The 13,862-nt window shown below is 66.1% G+C and carries 16 protein-coding genes; 10 read left to right on the forward strand and 6 right to left on the reverse strand.

Going from position 1 to position 13,862, the window contains the following annotated elements; all coding sequences use genetic code 11:
- Nucleotides 1–948: a LysR substrate-binding domain-containing protein gene (locus ACSVDO_RS00070; RefSeq protein ID WP_489594462.1), complete on the forward strand. Its 948-nt coding sequence runs from the start codon at nt 1–3 to the stop codon at nt 946–948.
- Nucleotides 949–975: 27 nt separating this feature from the next.
- On the opposite strand, the gene ACSVDO_RS00075 is transcribed toward ACSVDO_RS00070, so the two are convergent.
- A complete protein-coding gene (locus tag ACSVDO_RS00075; protein WP_489594464.1) occupies nt 976–1,224 on the reverse strand; it encodes a hypothetical protein in 249 nt (82 codons plus the stop codon).
- Between ACSVDO_RS00075 and ACSVDO_RS00080 the strand changes: the two genes are divergently transcribed.
- The 7 genes from ACSVDO_RS00080 to ACSVDO_RS00110 all read left to right on the forward strand — a co-directional run bounded on the left by ACSVDO_RS00080 (nt 1,223) and on the right by ACSVDO_RS00110 (nt 6,921).
- Complete coding sequence (locus ACSVDO_RS00080) at nt 1,223–1,570, forward strand: hypothetical protein (RefSeq protein ID WP_489594466.1); 348 nt, start codon at nt 1,223–1,225, stop codon at nt 1,568–1,570. The two genes, ACSVDO_RS00075 and ACSVDO_RS00080, sit on opposite strands and share 2 nt — an antisense overlap.
- 71 nt (nt 1,571–1,641) lie before the next feature.
- Nucleotides 1,642–2,739 carry an ABC transporter substrate-binding protein gene (locus tag ACSVDO_RS00085; RefSeq protein ID WP_489594468.1) on the forward strand — a complete coding sequence of 366 codons (1,098 nt, stop codon included), beginning with the start codon at nt 1,642–1,644 and terminating at the stop codon, nt 2,737–2,739.
- 5 nt (nt 2,740–2,744) lie between these two features.
- Nucleotides 2,745–3,581: an ABC transporter permease gene (locus tag ACSVDO_RS00090; protein ID WP_489594470.1), complete on the forward strand. Its 837-nt coding sequence runs from the start codon at nt 2,745–2,747 to the stop codon at nt 3,579–3,581.
- Nucleotides 3,582–3,601: 20 nt separating this feature from the next.
- A complete protein-coding gene (locus ACSVDO_RS00095; protein WP_489596460.1) occupies nt 3,602–4,402 on the forward strand; it encodes an ABC transporter permease in 801 nt (266 codons plus the stop codon).
- A gap of 29 nt (nt 4,403–4,431) precedes the next feature.
- Nucleotides 4,432–5,280, forward strand: a complete 849-nt coding sequence (locus ACSVDO_RS00100) for an ABC transporter ATP-binding protein (protein ID WP_332539747.1) — start codon at nt 4,432–4,434, stop codon at nt 5,278–5,280.
- Between the two features lie 67 nt (nt 5,281–5,347).
- A complete protein-coding gene (locus tag ACSVDO_RS00105; protein WP_489596461.1) occupies nt 5,348–6,664 on the forward strand; it encodes an LLM class flavin-dependent oxidoreductase in 1,317 nt (438 codons plus the stop codon).
- Nucleotides 6,665–6,705: 41 nt separating this feature from the next.
- Nucleotides 6,706–6,921 carry a TOBE domain-containing protein gene (locus tag ACSVDO_RS00110; protein ID WP_213293588.1) on the forward strand — a complete coding sequence of 72 codons (216 nt, stop codon included), beginning with the start codon at nt 6,706–6,708 and terminating at the stop codon, nt 6,919–6,921.
- Between the two features lie 15 nt (nt 6,922–6,936).
- Here the strand turns inward: ACSVDO_RS00110 and pcaC are convergent, their stop codons facing one another.
- The gene (gene pcaC / locus ACSVDO_RS00115; RefSeq protein ID WP_332548993.1) at nt 6,937–7,335 is read right to left on the reverse strand and encodes a 4-carboxymuconolactone decarboxylase; all 399 of its coding nucleotides are present in this window, start codon (nt 7,333–7,335) and stop codon (nt 6,937–6,939) included.
- Between the two features lie 119 nt (nt 7,336–7,454).
- Between pcaC and atzF the strand changes: the two genes are divergently transcribed.
- Both atzF and ACSVDO_RS00125 read left to right on the forward strand, forming a co-directional pair.
- Nucleotides 7,455–9,257 carry an allophanate hydrolase gene (gene atzF, locus ACSVDO_RS00120; RefSeq protein ID WP_489594472.1) on the forward strand — a complete coding sequence of 601 codons (1,803 nt, stop codon included), beginning with the start codon at nt 7,455–7,457 and terminating at the stop codon, nt 9,255–9,257.
- Nucleotides 9,258–9,289: 32 nt separating this feature from the next.
- Entirely contained in the window at nt 9,290–9,967 is a 678-nt protein-coding gene (locus ACSVDO_RS00125) for a GntR family transcriptional regulator (protein ID WP_332540220.1), read from the forward strand.
- A 95-nt stretch (nt 9,968–10,062) separates the two neighbouring features.
- On the opposite strand, the gene ACSVDO_RS00130 is transcribed toward ACSVDO_RS00125, so the two are convergent.
- The 4 genes from ACSVDO_RS00130 to ACSVDO_RS00145 form a co-directional block, all read right to left on the reverse strand.
- Nucleotides 10,063–11,019, reverse strand: coding sequence for an IS110 family RNA-guided transposase (locus tag ACSVDO_RS00130; protein WP_489593684.1), 957 nt, complete (start codon nt 11,017–11,019; stop codon nt 10,063–10,065).
- A 293-nt stretch (nt 11,020–11,312) separates the two neighbouring features.
- On the reverse strand, nt 11,313–12,122 hold the full coding sequence (locus tag ACSVDO_RS00135; protein WP_489594474.1) for an alpha/beta hydrolase: 810 nt from the start codon (nt 12,120–12,122) through the stop codon (nt 11,313–11,315).
- Nucleotides 12,122–12,919, reverse strand: coding sequence for an ABC transporter ATP-binding protein (locus ACSVDO_RS00140; protein WP_332540223.1), 798 nt, complete (start codon nt 12,917–12,919; stop codon nt 12,122–12,124). The genes ACSVDO_RS00135 and ACSVDO_RS00140 overlap by 1 nt, the downstream gene beginning before the upstream one ends.
- Entirely contained in the window at nt 12,912–13,823 is a 912-nt protein-coding gene (locus tag ACSVDO_RS00145; RefSeq protein ID WP_489594476.1) for an ABC transporter permease, read from the reverse strand. The genes ACSVDO_RS00140 and ACSVDO_RS00145 overlap by 8 nt, the downstream gene beginning before the upstream one ends.
- Between the last annotated feature and the right edge of the window lie 39 nt (nt 13,824–13,862).

The raw sequence follows: 13,862 nt of genomic DNA on the forward strand, positions 1-13,862 counted from the left end.
ATGCGAATGCACTCGCCCTCGATGTCCGAACTCCATGCCTTTGCCACGGCGGTCAGGCTGGGCAGCTTTTCGCGCGCCGCGGCGGAGCTTTGCGTGACCCAGAGCGCGGTGAGCCGGGCCGTCGCGCGGCTCGAGTCGCACTACGGCATGCCGCTGATCAAGCGCAATGCGCATGCGCTGTCGCTCACGCCCGTGGGGCGTGAACTGCTCGATGCGGTGCGCGCACCGCTGGCGGCCATCGAGGAAGTCAGCGCGCGGCTGCGGGTCGCGCCCGCCGACCGTCCGCTGCATCTGGCGGTGGTACCCACCTTTGCCAGCGTCTGGCTGATACCGCGGCTGCGCGGCTTCCAGGAGCTGCACCCGGGCATCAAGCTGAACTTCGTGCCCTACAGCAAGGGCGAGGACTTCTCGGGCACGGTGCCCGATGCCGCCGTGCTCACGGGCCTGGGCCCCGAGGAATGGCCGCAGTGCAGCGCCGACTACGTGATAGGCCGCGAGATGGTGCCCATCTGCCACCCCGCGCGCCTGCAGCAGCGGCTGGCGCAAGGCCTGTGGCGGCGCCCCGGCGATCTCGCGTCGGAGCCGCTGCTGTACCACACGACCGCGCCGGGCAACTGGACGCAATGGCTGCGCGCCGCGCAGGCCGGGCGCGCAGCGCCCAACCTGACCACGGCCTTCGACCAGGTCTCGATGCTGATCCAGGCCGTGATAGCCGACATGGGCGTGGCGCTGGTGCAGCGCTGCCTGGTGAAAGACGCGCTGCAATCGGGCGCCGTGGCCGTGCCCTTCGATCTGCCGATCGCGCTGCAGCGCGGCTATTTCCTGTGCACGCCGCAGGACCGCCGGCCGCGCCCGGGGTTTGCGGAGTTTCGCCGCTGGTTGCTGGATGCGGCGCAGGAGGATATCCGGGGCATGGGGGTCTTGGCTGGGGGAGCGCCTGGCCTTTGAGGGCAGGACGTTCATCCTTCGACGAGCTCAGGACGAACGGGAAAGCCGTTCGTGGTGAGCCTTGCTGGCCGGGCGCGTCGAACCATGAACAGCCCGCCCTCGAACCAGCGCCACCGACCCACGCCCATGCCGCACAAAAAACGCATATCCATCCAATGAAAACAAGCACTTGGCTTCGACCAGCCAAAGCGACATAGCCAAAAACCAGATATCGAAGATCTCTTTCCTTCGTTCCTTGCAGGCCCATGTCTTCTTAACCTTCAGCAACCACTGCATGAAGGATGGATGCCATGACGAGAAGACTTTCGAGCAAGAAATCATCGCGCTGCGCCGCCGTCAAGTCGCGGCTGGATTTCCCGGGGACAGACGCCGGTGTGCATGTCAACGACTACACGCCCACGCTGCGCCGCATTGCAGCGGCGGCGCGCCGGTCGATGCGCTGCGCCTGTCGCTGGGCGGGCGGTTCGCGCCCTATGGCGCCGGGCGCACCAAGGGCCGGCCGGTGAACAAGCAAGCGCCGCTGCGCGACCGCCTGGGCGCCTCGGCGCTGGTGCAAGGCCGCGCGCCCCAAGGCAAGCAGCCCGCTCAAGCCAACCCCGATTTTTTCGCCGCCCGGCGCTGAGCGGCGCGCATTTTTCTTCGCATTTTTTCGCGCGCCACGCGTGGCGCCAGTCCCTGCCCAAAGGAATCGAGATGACCTACGCCTTCACCCTCCGCCGCCGCGCCAGCTTGCTGGCCCTGGGCCTGTTTCTTGGCGCCACGGCCCAGGCCGCGCCGCCGCAGACCATACGCATAGGCGTGGCCACCGCGGGCGGCGGCGAGCCCGTGACCTGGGGCGGATCGCCGGGCGGCGTGCTGCGCGCCAACCAGGCGCTCGAGGAGGCCTTCAAGGCCGACGGCATCACGGTCGAATGGCTGTTTTTCAAGGGCGCGGGGCCGGCGGTGAACGAGGCGCTGTCAAACAAGCAGATCGACTTCGCCTACCAGGGCGACCTGCCCTCCATCGTGGGCCGCGCCAACGGCCTCAGGACCCGGCTGCTGCTGGCCAGCGGCGCGCGCAACAACCTCTACGTGGTGACGCCGCCGCAGTCCGACATCAAGGGACTGCAGGACCTCAAGGGCCGCAAGGTCTCGCTGTTTCGCGGCACCAACGGCCATCTGGTGGCGATCAATGCGCTCGAAGGCGTGGGCCTGGCCGAGCGCGATCTGAAGGCCGTCAATCTCGACACCGGCAGCGCCCAGGCGGCGCTGGTGTCCAGCGGCGTCGATGCGGCATTTGGCGGCTATGAATGGTTCAAGGTGCGCGACAGCGGACTGGCCAAGATCATCTATTCGACCCAGGGCAAGGACCCGGCGCTCACGCGCCAGGCCGCGCTGCTGGTGCGCGAGGATTTCGAGAAGCAGCATCCCGCGCAGGTGCAGAAGGTCGTAGACCAGTTCGTGCGCGCGGCCCACTGGTCTTCCGATGAAAAAAACCGCGCCGAGCTGTTCCAGATCTGGGCGCGCAGCGGCACGCCCCAGGCCTCGTGGGAAGCCGAGTTCGACAAGCAGGAGCTGGCGCTGCGCAACTCGCCGCTGCTCGACGAGTTCATCGTCGGGCGCTACAAGGCCGTGGCCAGCGATGCACTCAAGCTCAAGCTGATTCGCCGCACGATCAGCGTCGACGGCTGGTTCGAGCCGCGCTATCTGCAGACCGCGCTCAAGCAGCAGGGCCTGGAAAAGCGCTGGCAGTCGTTTGACGCCAAGGGCCTGGCCAAGGCGTCGGCCGGCACTCCGATCGCTCAGCGTTGATCAGCATGGCAAGCACTCTTTCCTATCCCGTGGCCGCAGCGGCCTCCAGCGGCCGCCAGCGCCTGCAAGCCGTGGCGCGCAGCGCCGAACCGTTCCTGCTGCCGATCGCGTTGTTCGCGCTCTGGGCCGTGGGTGCGGCCCAGGGCTGGATCTCGGCCCAGGTGCTGCCTTCGCCGCAATTCGTCTGGGAAACGCTGAGCGAACTCGCGACCAGCGGCGACCTGTGGCTGCATGCCCAGGCCAGCCTGCAGCGCGTGCTCGTGGGCTTTGTCATCGGCAGCGCGCTGGGCCTGCTGCTGGGTGCTGCCATGGGCTTGTCGAAGACCGTTGAGGCCTATCTGCTGCCCACATTCAACGCGCTGGTACAGATCCCGGTGCTCGGCTGGCTGCCGTTCGTGCTGCTGCTGGTCGGTATCGGCGAGCCGCTCAAGTACATCCTGATCGCCAAGGCCGCGCTGGTGCCCGTGACGCTGGCAACGCTGCAGGGCTTTCGCCAGACGCCGGCGACGCTGCTCGAAGTCGGCAATGTCTACGGCTACACGCGGCGCCAGCAGGTGCTCGAGATCGTCGTGCCCACGGCCTTGCCCACGCTGTTCACCGGCCTGCGCCTGGGCTTCACCAAGGCCTGGCTGTCGCTGGTGGTGGTGGAACTCGTCGCATCGAGCGAAGGCCTGGGCTATCTGATCGTCTACGGCCGCCAGCTGTTCCAGCTCGACCTGGTGATGGCCGCGGTGATCGTCGTCGGCGCATTGGGCTATGCGATCGATCGCCTGCTGGACTGGGCCGAAGCGCGCGTTGCCGCGCGCCATGGCGCGCGTCCCACCCCGAAAGGCCTGCTGTGAGCACCACCACCCTTGCCCCCTTGCCGGCCGCAGCGCCGGCAGCCATTGCGCCCACGCGCCGCGACAAGGCCCTTGCCGGACGCTGGCGCGGCCTGGTCGTGCCGTTCGCAGCCATCGTGCTGTGGGCCCTGGTGTCCAGGCTCGATCTGGTGAACTCGGCGCTGCTGGTCTCGCCCGCCAAGGTGCTGGACACCGGCTGGGATTTGATCAGCAGCGGCCTGCTGTGGCTCAACCTGCGCGCCAGCCTGGCGCGCGAGCTCACCGGCTTCGTGATCGGCACCAGCAGCGGCCTGGTGCTCGGCGGCCTGCTGGGCCTGTGGCCGCGCTTCAACCGCATCGTCGGTCCGAGCTTCAACACCTTCAAGCAGATCTCGCTGTTTGCCTGGATTCCGCTGATCTCGGTCTGGTTCGGCCTGGGCGATGTCGCCAAGGTGGTGTTCCTGTCGCTGGCGGCGCTGGTGCCCGTGGTCGTCAACACGGCGGACGGCATCCGCAACACGCCGGCCACGCTGCTCGAAGTCGCGCGCATCTATGGCTACACGCGTGCCCAGACCATCTGGCATGTGGTGTTGCCTTCGGCCGCGCCCTCGATCTTCACGGGCGTCTATCTCGCGCTGGTGTATTCGTGGCTGGCCACCATAGGCGCCGAGTACCTGCTGGTCTCGGGCCGCGGCGTGGGCAATCTGCTGATCGAGGGCAGCGAACATTTCCGCATGGACCTGGTGCTGTTCGGCATGGTCGCCATCGGTCTCGTCGGCTGGCTCATGAACGCCAGCGCCCGCACGCTCGAGCGCGCACTGGCCCGGCGGCTGGGCCGCTGAAATCCCTGCTCTTTGAAAAGGCACACCCCATGACAAGCACCGTCACCACGGATGATCTGCACATCCACGTCGCCTCCAAACGCTTCGACAGCACCCAGTCCACGGACGGCAGCCTGCAGGTGCTGCAGGACATAGACCTGCAGCTGCCGCCGGGCGAATTCGTCAGCATCGTCGGCGCCAGCGGCTGCGGCAAGTCCACCCTGCTGCGCCTGGTGCTGGGCCTGGACACCGAATATGACGGCGCCATCACGCTGGGCGGCGAGGAGATCACCGGCCCGGGCCTGGAGCGTGGCATCGTCTTCCAGGACCACCGATTGTTCCCCTGGCTCACTGTGGAGCAGAACATAGGCGTGGGCCTGCGCAACGCGACGTTCAACGCCCAGCAAAAGCGCAATCTGATTGCCGAGCATGTGGCGCTGGTCGGTCTCGAAGGCTTCGAGAAGTCGTTTCCGCACCAGATTTCAGGCGGCATGGCGCAGCGCGTGGCGATCGCGCGCGGCCTGGTCAATCGCCCGCGCGTGCTGCTGCTCGACGAGCCTTTCGGCGCGCTCGATGCGCTCACGCGCGCGCGCCTGCAGGGCGAGCTGCAGCGCATCTGGCAGAAGGAGCGCATCACCATGTTGCTGGTCACGCACGACGTCGAGGAAGCCGTGTTTCTCGGCGACCGCGTGGTGGTGATGCAGCCGCACCCGGGCCGCATTCGCCGCGTCGTTGCGGTGAACCTGCCCCACCCGCGCAACCGCAGCGACCCGGAGTTCATCCGCATCCGCGATGACGTTCTTGCCGACTTCCTCGCGCCCGACCGGCGTGGGCCAAGCGATGTGCCGCCCGCCGCCGCGATTGGTTTTTCCAGCGAGCGCATCCGCTTTGCCTGGTGATCTTCATTTCCAACGAAAGCCCTCCGTGACCACTCCCAAAAAGCAGATCAAGCTCGGCGCCTTCCTGATGCAGACCGGCCACCACATCGCGGCCTGGCGCCACCCCGACGCGCAGGAAGATGCGGGCATCAACTTCCGCCACTACGTGCAGCTGGCGCAGAAAGCCGAGGCCGCGAAGTTCGACGCGGTGTTCCTGGCCGACGGCGTGGCCGTGCGCTCCGAGAACATCGAGGCGCTGGCGCGCACCGCACGCAGCGACCAGTTCGAGCCGCTGACGCTGCTGTCGGCGCTGGCCGCCGTGACCGACCGCATAGGCCTGATCGCGACCGCTTCCACGAGCTACCACGAGCCCTACAACCTGGCGCGCAAGTTCGCCTCGCTCGATCAGATTTCGGGCGGGCGCGCGGGCTGGAATTTGGTGACTTCGGCCACCAAAGCCGAGGCGCTGAACTTCAACCGCGCCGACCAGTACGCGCATGCCGACCGCTACCGCCGCGCGGCCGAGTTCCACGATGTCGTCACGGGCCTGTGGGACAGCTGGGAAGACGACGCCTTCGTGCGCGACAAGGCCAGCGGCAGCTATTTCGACGCCGACAAGCTGCACCCGCTGAACCACCGGGGCACGCACTTCCAGGTGCGCGGCCCGCTCAATGTCGCGCGCTCGCCCCAGGGCCGGCCGGTGGTGGTGCAGGCGGGTGCGTCAGAAGACGGGCGCGAACTCGCGGCGCGCACCGCCGAAGTGATCTTTGTCGCCCACCAGACCTTTGCCGAGGCGCAAGGCTTCTATGCCGACATCAAGGCCCGCGTGCAGCACTACGGCCGCCACCCCGATGACGTGAAGATCATGCCCGGCATCTTTCCCATTGTCGGCCGCACCCAGGAGGAGGCCGAGGCCAAGTTCGAGCAGCTGCAGTCGCTGATCGACCCGGTGGTGGGGCTGTCGCTGCTCGCGGGAATTTCCGGCGGCGTGGACCTTTCGGGCTACCCCGTCGATGGCCCGCTGCCCGAGCTGCCGCCGACCGAAGGCCCGCAAAGCCGCCAGCGCCTGCTGATCGATCTGGCGCGCCGCGACGGCCTGACGATTCGCCAGCTGTACCTCAGGATCGCGGGTGCGCGCGGCCACCAGCAGGTCGTGGGCACGCCCAAAACCATTGCCGACCAGCTGCAGCAATGGTTCGAGGAAGGCGGAGCCGACGGCTTCAACATCATGGGCCCGTGGTTCCCCGGCGGCCTCGATGATTTCATCGAGCTGGTGCTGCCCGAGCTGCGCCGCCGCGGGCTGTTTCGCACCGAGTACGAAGGCCGCACGCTGCGCGAGCATCTGGGCCTGGCGCGTCCCCAGCACCCGGCGGCGCGGGCGCGGGCACAAGCCCTGGCCGCCTGAATTCCCGCTTATCTCCTCACCTCCGACCGCAGACACACATCATGACCATTCAAGCCATCAACGTTCGCAATCAGTTCAAGGGCAAGGTGCGCGAAATCATCCGCGGCGATGTCGTCTCCGAAGTCGACGTGCAGACGCCCTGGGGCGTGGTGACCTCGGTGATCACCACGCGCTCGGTCGATGACCTCAAGCTGGTCATAGGCTCGGAAGTCGTGGCCCTCGTCAAGTCCACGGAGGTATCCATCGCCAAGCTCTGAAGCCGGCGTGGCCTCTCAGATATCCATTTCCTTGAACACTTCCGCCGCGACGCGGAAGGCGTCAATTGCCGCCGGCACGCCGCAGTAGATTCCGGCCTGCAGGAACACTTCCTTGATCTCGTCCTTGGTCACGCCGTTGTTGATCGCGCCGCGCACATGCAGCTTGAGTTCGTGCGGGCGGTTGAGCGCCGTCAGCATGGCCAGGTTGAGCAAGGAGCGCGACTTGCGCTCCAGGCCCGGCCGGTTCCAGACATCGCCCCAGCAGTTCTGCGTGACCATTTCCTGCATGTCGATATTGAAGTCGGTGGCGTTCCTGATGGAAGCATCGACGTATTCAGCGCCCAGCACTTCGCGGCGCGTGGCAAGGCCTTGATCAAACAGCGCCTGATTCTTGGGGGCGTAGGGACGGGTCATGAAATCTCCTGGGTTGAATCGTGCTCATTTTCCCCGTTTGACCGACATCTGTCGAAGCACCGAAGGCTGGCACACAAACTGCTTTATCTCAGCATCTTGTATACATCAGGGTATTCATCATGCTGATCGGCACCATAGAAGACTGGAAGAATGCATACGCCCGGGGCGCAAGCCCCGCCGACCTGCTGGAGCCGCAGCGGCAGGCGTGCGAGGCCGGCGACACGGCATGGATAAGCATTGCCAGCGCTGAGCAACTGCAGCGCCAGATCGAAGCGCTTGCCGCGCTGGAGCAGGCCGTAGGACGCGAGCAGCTGCCGCTGTACGGCGTGCCCTTCGCGGTCAAGGACAACATCGACGTTGCGGGCTTTCGCACCACCGCGGCCTGCGAAGCATTTGCCTATGAAGCGCAAAGCGATGCATTTGCCGTCCAGCGCCTGAAGAATGCCGGCGCCATCGTGCTGGGCAAGACCAACCTCGACCAGTTCGCGACCGGCCTGGTCGGCACGCGCTCGCCGTATGGCGTGGTGCCCAACACGTTTGATCCCGTCCTGGTCAGTGGCGGCTCTAGCTCGGGCTCGGCCTCGGTGGTCGCGCGCGGTCTCGTGCCTTTTGCGCTGTCGACCGACACCGCGGGCTCGGGCCGCATTCCCGCAGGCTTCAACCAGATCGTGGGACTCAAACCCACGCCGGGTGCAGTCAGCGGCACCGGTTTGGTGCCTGCCTGCCGCACGCTGGACTGCATTGGCGTGCTCGCATGCACCGTTGCGGACAGCGCGCGCGTCATGGCGCTGATGGAAGGCCTGGACGCGGACGATGCCTACTCCCGGCCCCGCCCGATGGCGCCGGCCCACAAGCCGCTGGCGCAGCTGCGCGTGGCCACGCCCGCGGGCCGCAAGCTGTCGGCCAGCTACGAAACCGCATTTGCCGATTTCTCGGCGCAGCTGCAGGCCCAGACCGCGCAGCTGCAGGACATTGCCTTCGACACACTGTTTGAAGTCGCCGAACTGCTGTACCAGGGCCCCTGGGTCGCGGAACGCGTGGTCGGCGCGCGCAGCATCTACGAAGGCCAGCCCGACAAGATGCTGCCCGTGGTGCGCAGCGTGCTCGACGTGGCCCAGCGGTTTTCCGCCGCCGACACATTCGCCGCGCAGTACCGGCTGCAGGAACTCAGGCAGCAGGCCGAAAAGATCTGGCAGCAGTGGGATGTGCTGTGCGTGCCCACGGCGCCGCGCCATCCGCGCATCGATGAAGTCATGGCCGAGCCGATTGCCGTCAACTCGGAAATGGGCGTCTATACCAACTTCGTGAACCTGCTGGGCTGGTCGGCCATCGCCATTCCCGCGAGCCGCCTGCCCGACGGCCTGCCGTTCGGCATCACGCTGATTGCACCCGGCTGGTGCGAGCCCGATCTGGTGCGCTGGGCCGCGCAACTCGAGCAGCAGGCCGGACTGCCCGCGGGCGTCACGGGTCTGCGTGCCGTTGCCGGCGCAGCGCCCGTCACCTGGAACGTGGCCGCGCACGGCGAAATGGTCAAGGTGGCCGTGGTCGGCGCACATCTGCGCGGCATGCCGCTCAACCACGAGCTGCAGTCCTGCGGCGCGCGCTTCGTCGAAGCCACGCACACCAGCGCCAGCTACCGCCTGTATGCGCTGCAAGCCACGGTGCCGCCCAAGCCGGGACTGGCGCGCGTGGCCGCTGGTGCAGAAGGCGGCGCCGCGATTGCCGTCGAAGTCTGGGAGATGCCGCTGGCCCATTTCGGCCGCTTTGTCGCCGGCGTGCCGGCGCCGCTGGGAATCGGCTCGGTCACGCTGGCCAGCGGTGCAAGCTGCAAGGGCTTCATCTGCGAAGGCCAGGCGCTGGCCCAGGCGACCGACATCACGGATTTCGGCGGCTGGCGCGCGTATTGCAACAGCCTGCACTAGACCGTCACACTACAAGAAACCAGGAGACTCCCGTGGCCCAGACCAGCCTTGCCGCATCGGCATACACCCAGCTCAAGCAGGCGCTAGACAACTTCCATTTCGTTCCCGGCGACCGCTTCAGCGAAAACGAAGTCAGCGCGCTGCTGGGCATGAGCCGCACGCCGATTCGCGAGGCCTTGGTGCGGCTGCAGCGCGAGGGCTACATCTCGGTCATGCCCAAGCTCGGCTGGCTGGTCAACAGCATCGACTTCAATGTGTTCGAGCAGCTCTACGACGTGCGCTCGGTGCTCGAATGCGCGGCCATAGACCTGCTGGGCGCGGCGCCCGATCTTGCGCAAAGGCTGGCGCCGCTGTGCACGCTGTGGTGCGTCGATCCGTCCCAGCGCCTGGCCGCCTGCGCCGAAGTCTCGCAGATGGACGAAGCCTTTCACATGGCACTGGTGCATGCCAGCGGCAATCTCGAGATGGCGCGCATCCACTGCGATCTGACCGAACGCATACGCGTGGTGCGGCGCCTGGAATTCACGCGCAACTACCGCATCGAAGCGGCCTACAACGAACATGCGCTGATCCTGCAGACGCTGCTGCAACGCGACACCGCAGCGACCAAGGCGCTGCTGCAAAAGCACATCGCCGTGAGCCGCGACGAAGTCAAGAAGATCACGCTGCATACGCTGCAGGCGGCCAGGCAGGGACGGGTCGCGGCTTGATTCGCCATTTGCTGTAGGGCAGTCCGTTCATGGTTGGACGAGGCCGGCTCGGCACCAACACGTTTCCCGTTCGTCCTGAGGTTCTATGGTTTTCGTCAAGCGTTTACCGCCATCCGTGAACCATCGAAGCAGCTTTTCTGCTTGAACAGCGCGAACGCTACACGCAGCAGTTTTCGAGCAAGCACGATCAGCGCAGCTGTCGTGCTCAATCCCTTTTTGCGCTGAGCCTCATACAACCCGCTCCAAGTCTTGGTTCGCGCAGCTGACATCGCGGCTGCAAACAGCAGGCGCCGGATCTCCGGCCAACCCCGCTTGGACAGCCGCCTTTGGCCCATCTTCTTGCCCGAATCATTCGGGCGTGGGTCCAGTCCGGTGAATGCAACCACTGCATCCGAACTACGTTCTTGCATACGCCCGAACAGCATCACAAGCAGCGATCCGCAGACCAGACCCAGTCCTGGTACAGAGGTAATGTGTTCGAATGCCTGTTGGCTGGGTGGGTCCATCTTGATGGCCGCAGCAAGTTTCGCATCGACGCGCTCGATGGCTTGCTTCAACGCCTGAAGCACCGGGGCATCCAAGCTCTTGAGCATCTTGCTGTGGCTGCCCGCTTGCGTCAGCGCGCTGCGCTGACGCACCAAGGTTGCGCGGTGGCCAATGAGTTCACGCACTTCTTCTTGGGTCTGTGTGGGCGGCTGCCATTGGCGCAGTTGCTCATGCTCACGGCAAACGTAGCGCGCCAGCATAAGGGCATCAATGCGGTCGGTCTTGCCGCGCTGGCCCACAGACTGCGCATAGCGGCGCGCGTCCAGCGGGTTGAGCACATAAACGCTCAGGCCTGCTGCATGTGCAGCCTGTGCCAGCGCCTGGTGATAGCGGCCTGTCGATTCAAGCCCTATCGCGCATCCACAAGGCAGTGCGCGCAGCAACTGGGCTATACCTTTGGCGGTGTTGTCGAATCGCTGCACACGAGTCTGTCCCTGAATGGCGACGTCCAAATGCGCGCTTGCCACATCCACACCAACAAAATTAGTAGCTTGTTGGATCTTCATCGCTCAAAATACGAGTGCCGGGGTGGACCCTGCTGTCGGCGTGAGCTTGCAAGAATTGGCGATCGAGACTGCAAATGCAGGTGACGTCGCCAGGTTCCTTATCGACGCTCGGCGCAGGGATGGGGTAATGACTCAAGAAGTCGGTCCGTTGGGTCTAAAGCAACGGCCGATGCCTGTCGATGTCCCTCCATCCCGGCTCCTCGCCCTTTCTTGAAGTTTGGTTGATGGAGACCAAACCATACAAGCCTGTCGAAGGATGAACGGCCGCCCTTGAAAATCAGTCCGAAGCAGCGTTAAACCCAGCCCACCAAGCGCTGCAACAGCACCCCATCGGGCGCGGCCAGCGCATTCAGAATGCTGAAATGATCGGCTCCGTCGACTGCCAGCAGACCGCCTTCGCAGCCCTGGCGCAGCAGCGACAGCGCCAGGCTCTGCGCCTGCAGCTGCGGCAGTTCGGCCGTACCGAACGCGGTGATGAATGGCTTGTCCACCAGCGGCAGATGCAGCGGGCTCAGCATGCGCACTTCGGTCGGCGTGAGCTGCAGCGCCGCGTTGAGATAAGTGTGCTGCAGCGGCGCGAGATCGTAGATGCCGCTGACGCCCAGACCCGCGCGCACGCCTTCGCAGTCCAGGCCCAGCGCCGTCAGGTGAGCACCGGCCGACCAGCCGCACAGCAATATGTCGCCGCTGCGCCCCCGGGCCAGCGCATGCGCGCGCACCGCGGCAATGCCCTGGCGCACTTCCTCGACGATCTGCGTGAGGCTGGCCTGGGGCGCAAGCGTATAGCCCAGCAGCGCGGCGTTCAGGCCCAGCGCCAGCGCGCCTTCGGCAACAAAGCGAAAGCTGTTCTTGTGGCGCATCTGCCAGTAGCCGCCGTGAATGAACAGCAGCGTGGGCGCGTCGGCGCGGCCCGTGAAGCAATCGAAGACCTGGCGCTCGGCCGGGCCATAGCGCTGATCGATGTCCCCCGCGGCGCGCGCCAGCAACGCGGCGCTGCGCGCGTCAAAGCCGGCAAGCTGCGCGGCGCTGTCGCGCACCGCGGCCGTGTTGTCATAGGCCGCGTCGCGCAGCGCCTGGGGCCAGGACTGCAGGCTGTCCAGCATCACGCGGCCTTGGGCAGCGACACATGGCTGCTGAGCATTTCCGTCAGTTCGCGGCGCACCGCATTGAATTCGGGCGCGGTGATGCAGCGCGGGCGTTCCAGCGGAATGCGGTAGTCGCGCTCCACCCGCCCCGGGCCCGCGGTCATCACCACCACGCGGTCGGCGAGCAGCACGGCTTCCTCGACCGCATGGGTCACGAAGATCACCGTCAGTTTTGTCTTTTCCCAGATGTCGAGCAGCTCCTGCTGCAGCACTTCGCGCGTCAGCGCATCGAGCGCGCCGAACGGCTCGTCCATCAGCAGCACTTCGCAGTCATTGGCCAGCGCGCGCGCAATCGACACGCGCTGCTTCATGCCGCCCGACAGCTGGTTGGGGAAATGGTCGGCGAACTTGCCCAGGCCCACCATGTTCACGAAACGGTCCGATATCTCCTTGAGCCGGCTTGCGGGCAGGCCGCGCTGTTTGGGGCCGAAGGCGATGTTCTCGCGCACCGTGAGCCAGGGAAACAGGCCGTAGTCCTGGAACACCATGCCGCGCTCCGGGCCGGGCTCCTGGATGGGCGCGTGGTACATGCGCGCCGAGCCCGTGGACACCGGCTCGAAGCCGCCCATGATGCGCAGCAGCGTCGACTTGCCGCAGCCCGAGGCGCCGATCAGGCAGACGAACTCGCCTTTGTGGATCTGCAGGTTGACGTCCTTGAGCGCATGGATGGGCCGGCCGTTGAGATTGAACACCTTGCTGACATTCGCGATGTCGAGAATGGGCGTCGGCTTGCGGTTGGCGATGGAATCAGACATTGTGTTGCGGGCTCCACTTGAGCAGACGGTTGTTGAGTGCGACGAGCAGGCGGTCGGTGACAAAGCCGGTGAAGCCGATGACCACCATGCCCGCGATCACGACATCGGTGCGCGACAGCATGCGTCCGTCCATGATGGCCGCGCCCAGGCCTTCGGGCACGCCCGTCATCTCGCCGACGACGATCAGGAACCAGGCAATGCCGTGGCCCAAGCGCAGGCCGTTGAAGATCGAGGGCAGCGCCGCGGGCAGCACCACCTGGCGGAACATCGATGTGCCCGAGCAGCCCAGCATTGCCGCGGCCTCGAACAAGCGCACTTCGACCGACTTCACGCCAAACGTGGTGTTGATCACGATGGGAAAGAACGCGCCCAGGAACACCAGGAAGATCGCGGCGTTCGGGCCCACGCCGAAGAAGATCATCGACAGCGGCAGCCAGGCCGTGACCGGCACGGGGCGCAGCATCTGCAGCGTGGGGTCGACCACGCGGCGAATCGTCGCGTTCTTGCCTATCACCAGGCCCAGCGGAATGCCGACCAGCGCGGCCAGCGCAAACGCGCCGTATACGCGCGACATCGACTTGATCCAGTGTATGCCCAGGGTCTCGCTGAACGCATCGTCGTAGATGCCGCCAAACGCGAAGTCCCAGAGCATCAGCCCCACTTCCTTGGGCGGCGGCACCAGCATCGTTCCAGACAGGCGCACCGCCAGGTCCCAGGCCAGCAGCAGGGCCAGCGGCAGCAGCGCCGGCACCACCCATTTCACCAGCCACAGGTGCAGCGCGCCGGGCTGGGCCGGCATCACGAACTCTGGCACATGGTTGGGCGCCGGCGCCGCCGGCTGCACGGGCGTGGCGGCGGCCACGGGTGCGGCGCGCGCGCCGGTATCAAGGGTGGAAGTGGTCATGGCGGATCTTTCCGGGACGGACTGCAGGGCGGGAGAGCG

Source organism: Comamonas sp. DB36, from assembly GCF_057914905.1.

Excerpts from the sequence above, each read along its gene's own strand:
- ACSVDO_RS00070 (WP_489594462.1), top strand. The coding sequence starts at position 1 with ATGCGAATGCACTCGCCCTCGATGTCCGAACTCCATGCCTTTGCCACG.
- ACSVDO_RS00080 (WP_489594466.1), top strand. The coding sequence starts at position 1,223 with ATGAAGGATGGATGCCATGACGAGAAGACTTTCGAGCAAGAAATCATC.
- ACSVDO_RS00075 (WP_489594464.1), bottom strand. The coding sequence starts at position 1,224 with ATGCAGTGGTTGCTGAAGGTTAAGAAGACATGGGCCTGCAAGGAACGA.
- ACSVDO_RS00085 (WP_489594468.1), top strand. The coding sequence starts at position 1,642 with ATGACCTACGCCTTCACCCTCCGCCGCCGCGCCAGCTTGCTGGCCCTG.
- ACSVDO_RS00090 (WP_489594470.1), top strand. The coding sequence starts at position 2,745 with ATGGCAAGCACTCTTTCCTATCCCGTGGCCGCAGCGGCCTCCAGCGGC.
- ACSVDO_RS00100 (WP_332539747.1), top strand. The coding sequence starts at position 4,432 with ATGACAAGCACCGTCACCACGGATGATCTGCACATCCACGTCGCCTCC.
- ACSVDO_RS00105 (WP_489596461.1), top strand. The coding sequence starts at position 5,348 with ATGCAGACCGGCCACCACATCGCGGCCTGGCGCCACCCCGACGCGCAG.
- ACSVDO_RS00110 (WP_213293588.1), top strand. The coding sequence starts at position 6,706 with ATGACCATTCAAGCCATCAACGTTCGCAATCAGTTCAAGGGCAAGGTG.
- pcaC (WP_332548993.1), bottom strand. The coding sequence starts at position 7,335 with ATGACCCGTCCCTACGCCCCCAAGAATCAGGCGCTGTTTGATCAAGGC.
- atzF (WP_489594472.1), top strand. The coding sequence starts at position 7,455 with ATGCTGATCGGCACCATAGAAGACTGGAAGAATGCATACGCCCGGGGC.
- ACSVDO_RS00130 (WP_489593684.1), bottom strand. The coding sequence starts at position 11,019 with ATGAAGATCCAACAAGCTACTAATTTTGTTGGTGTGGATGTGGCAAGC.
- ACSVDO_RS00135 (WP_489594474.1), bottom strand. The coding sequence starts at position 12,122 with ATGCTGGACAGCCTGCAGTCCTGGCCCCAGGCGCTGCGCGACGCGGCC.
- ACSVDO_RS00140 (WP_332540223.1), bottom strand. The coding sequence starts at position 12,919 with ATGTCTGATTCCATCGCCAACCGCAAGCCGACGCCCATTCTCGACATC.
- ACSVDO_RS00145 (WP_489594476.1), bottom strand. The coding sequence starts at position 13,823 with ATGACCACTTCCACCCTTGATACCGGCGCGCGCGCCGCACCCGTGGCC.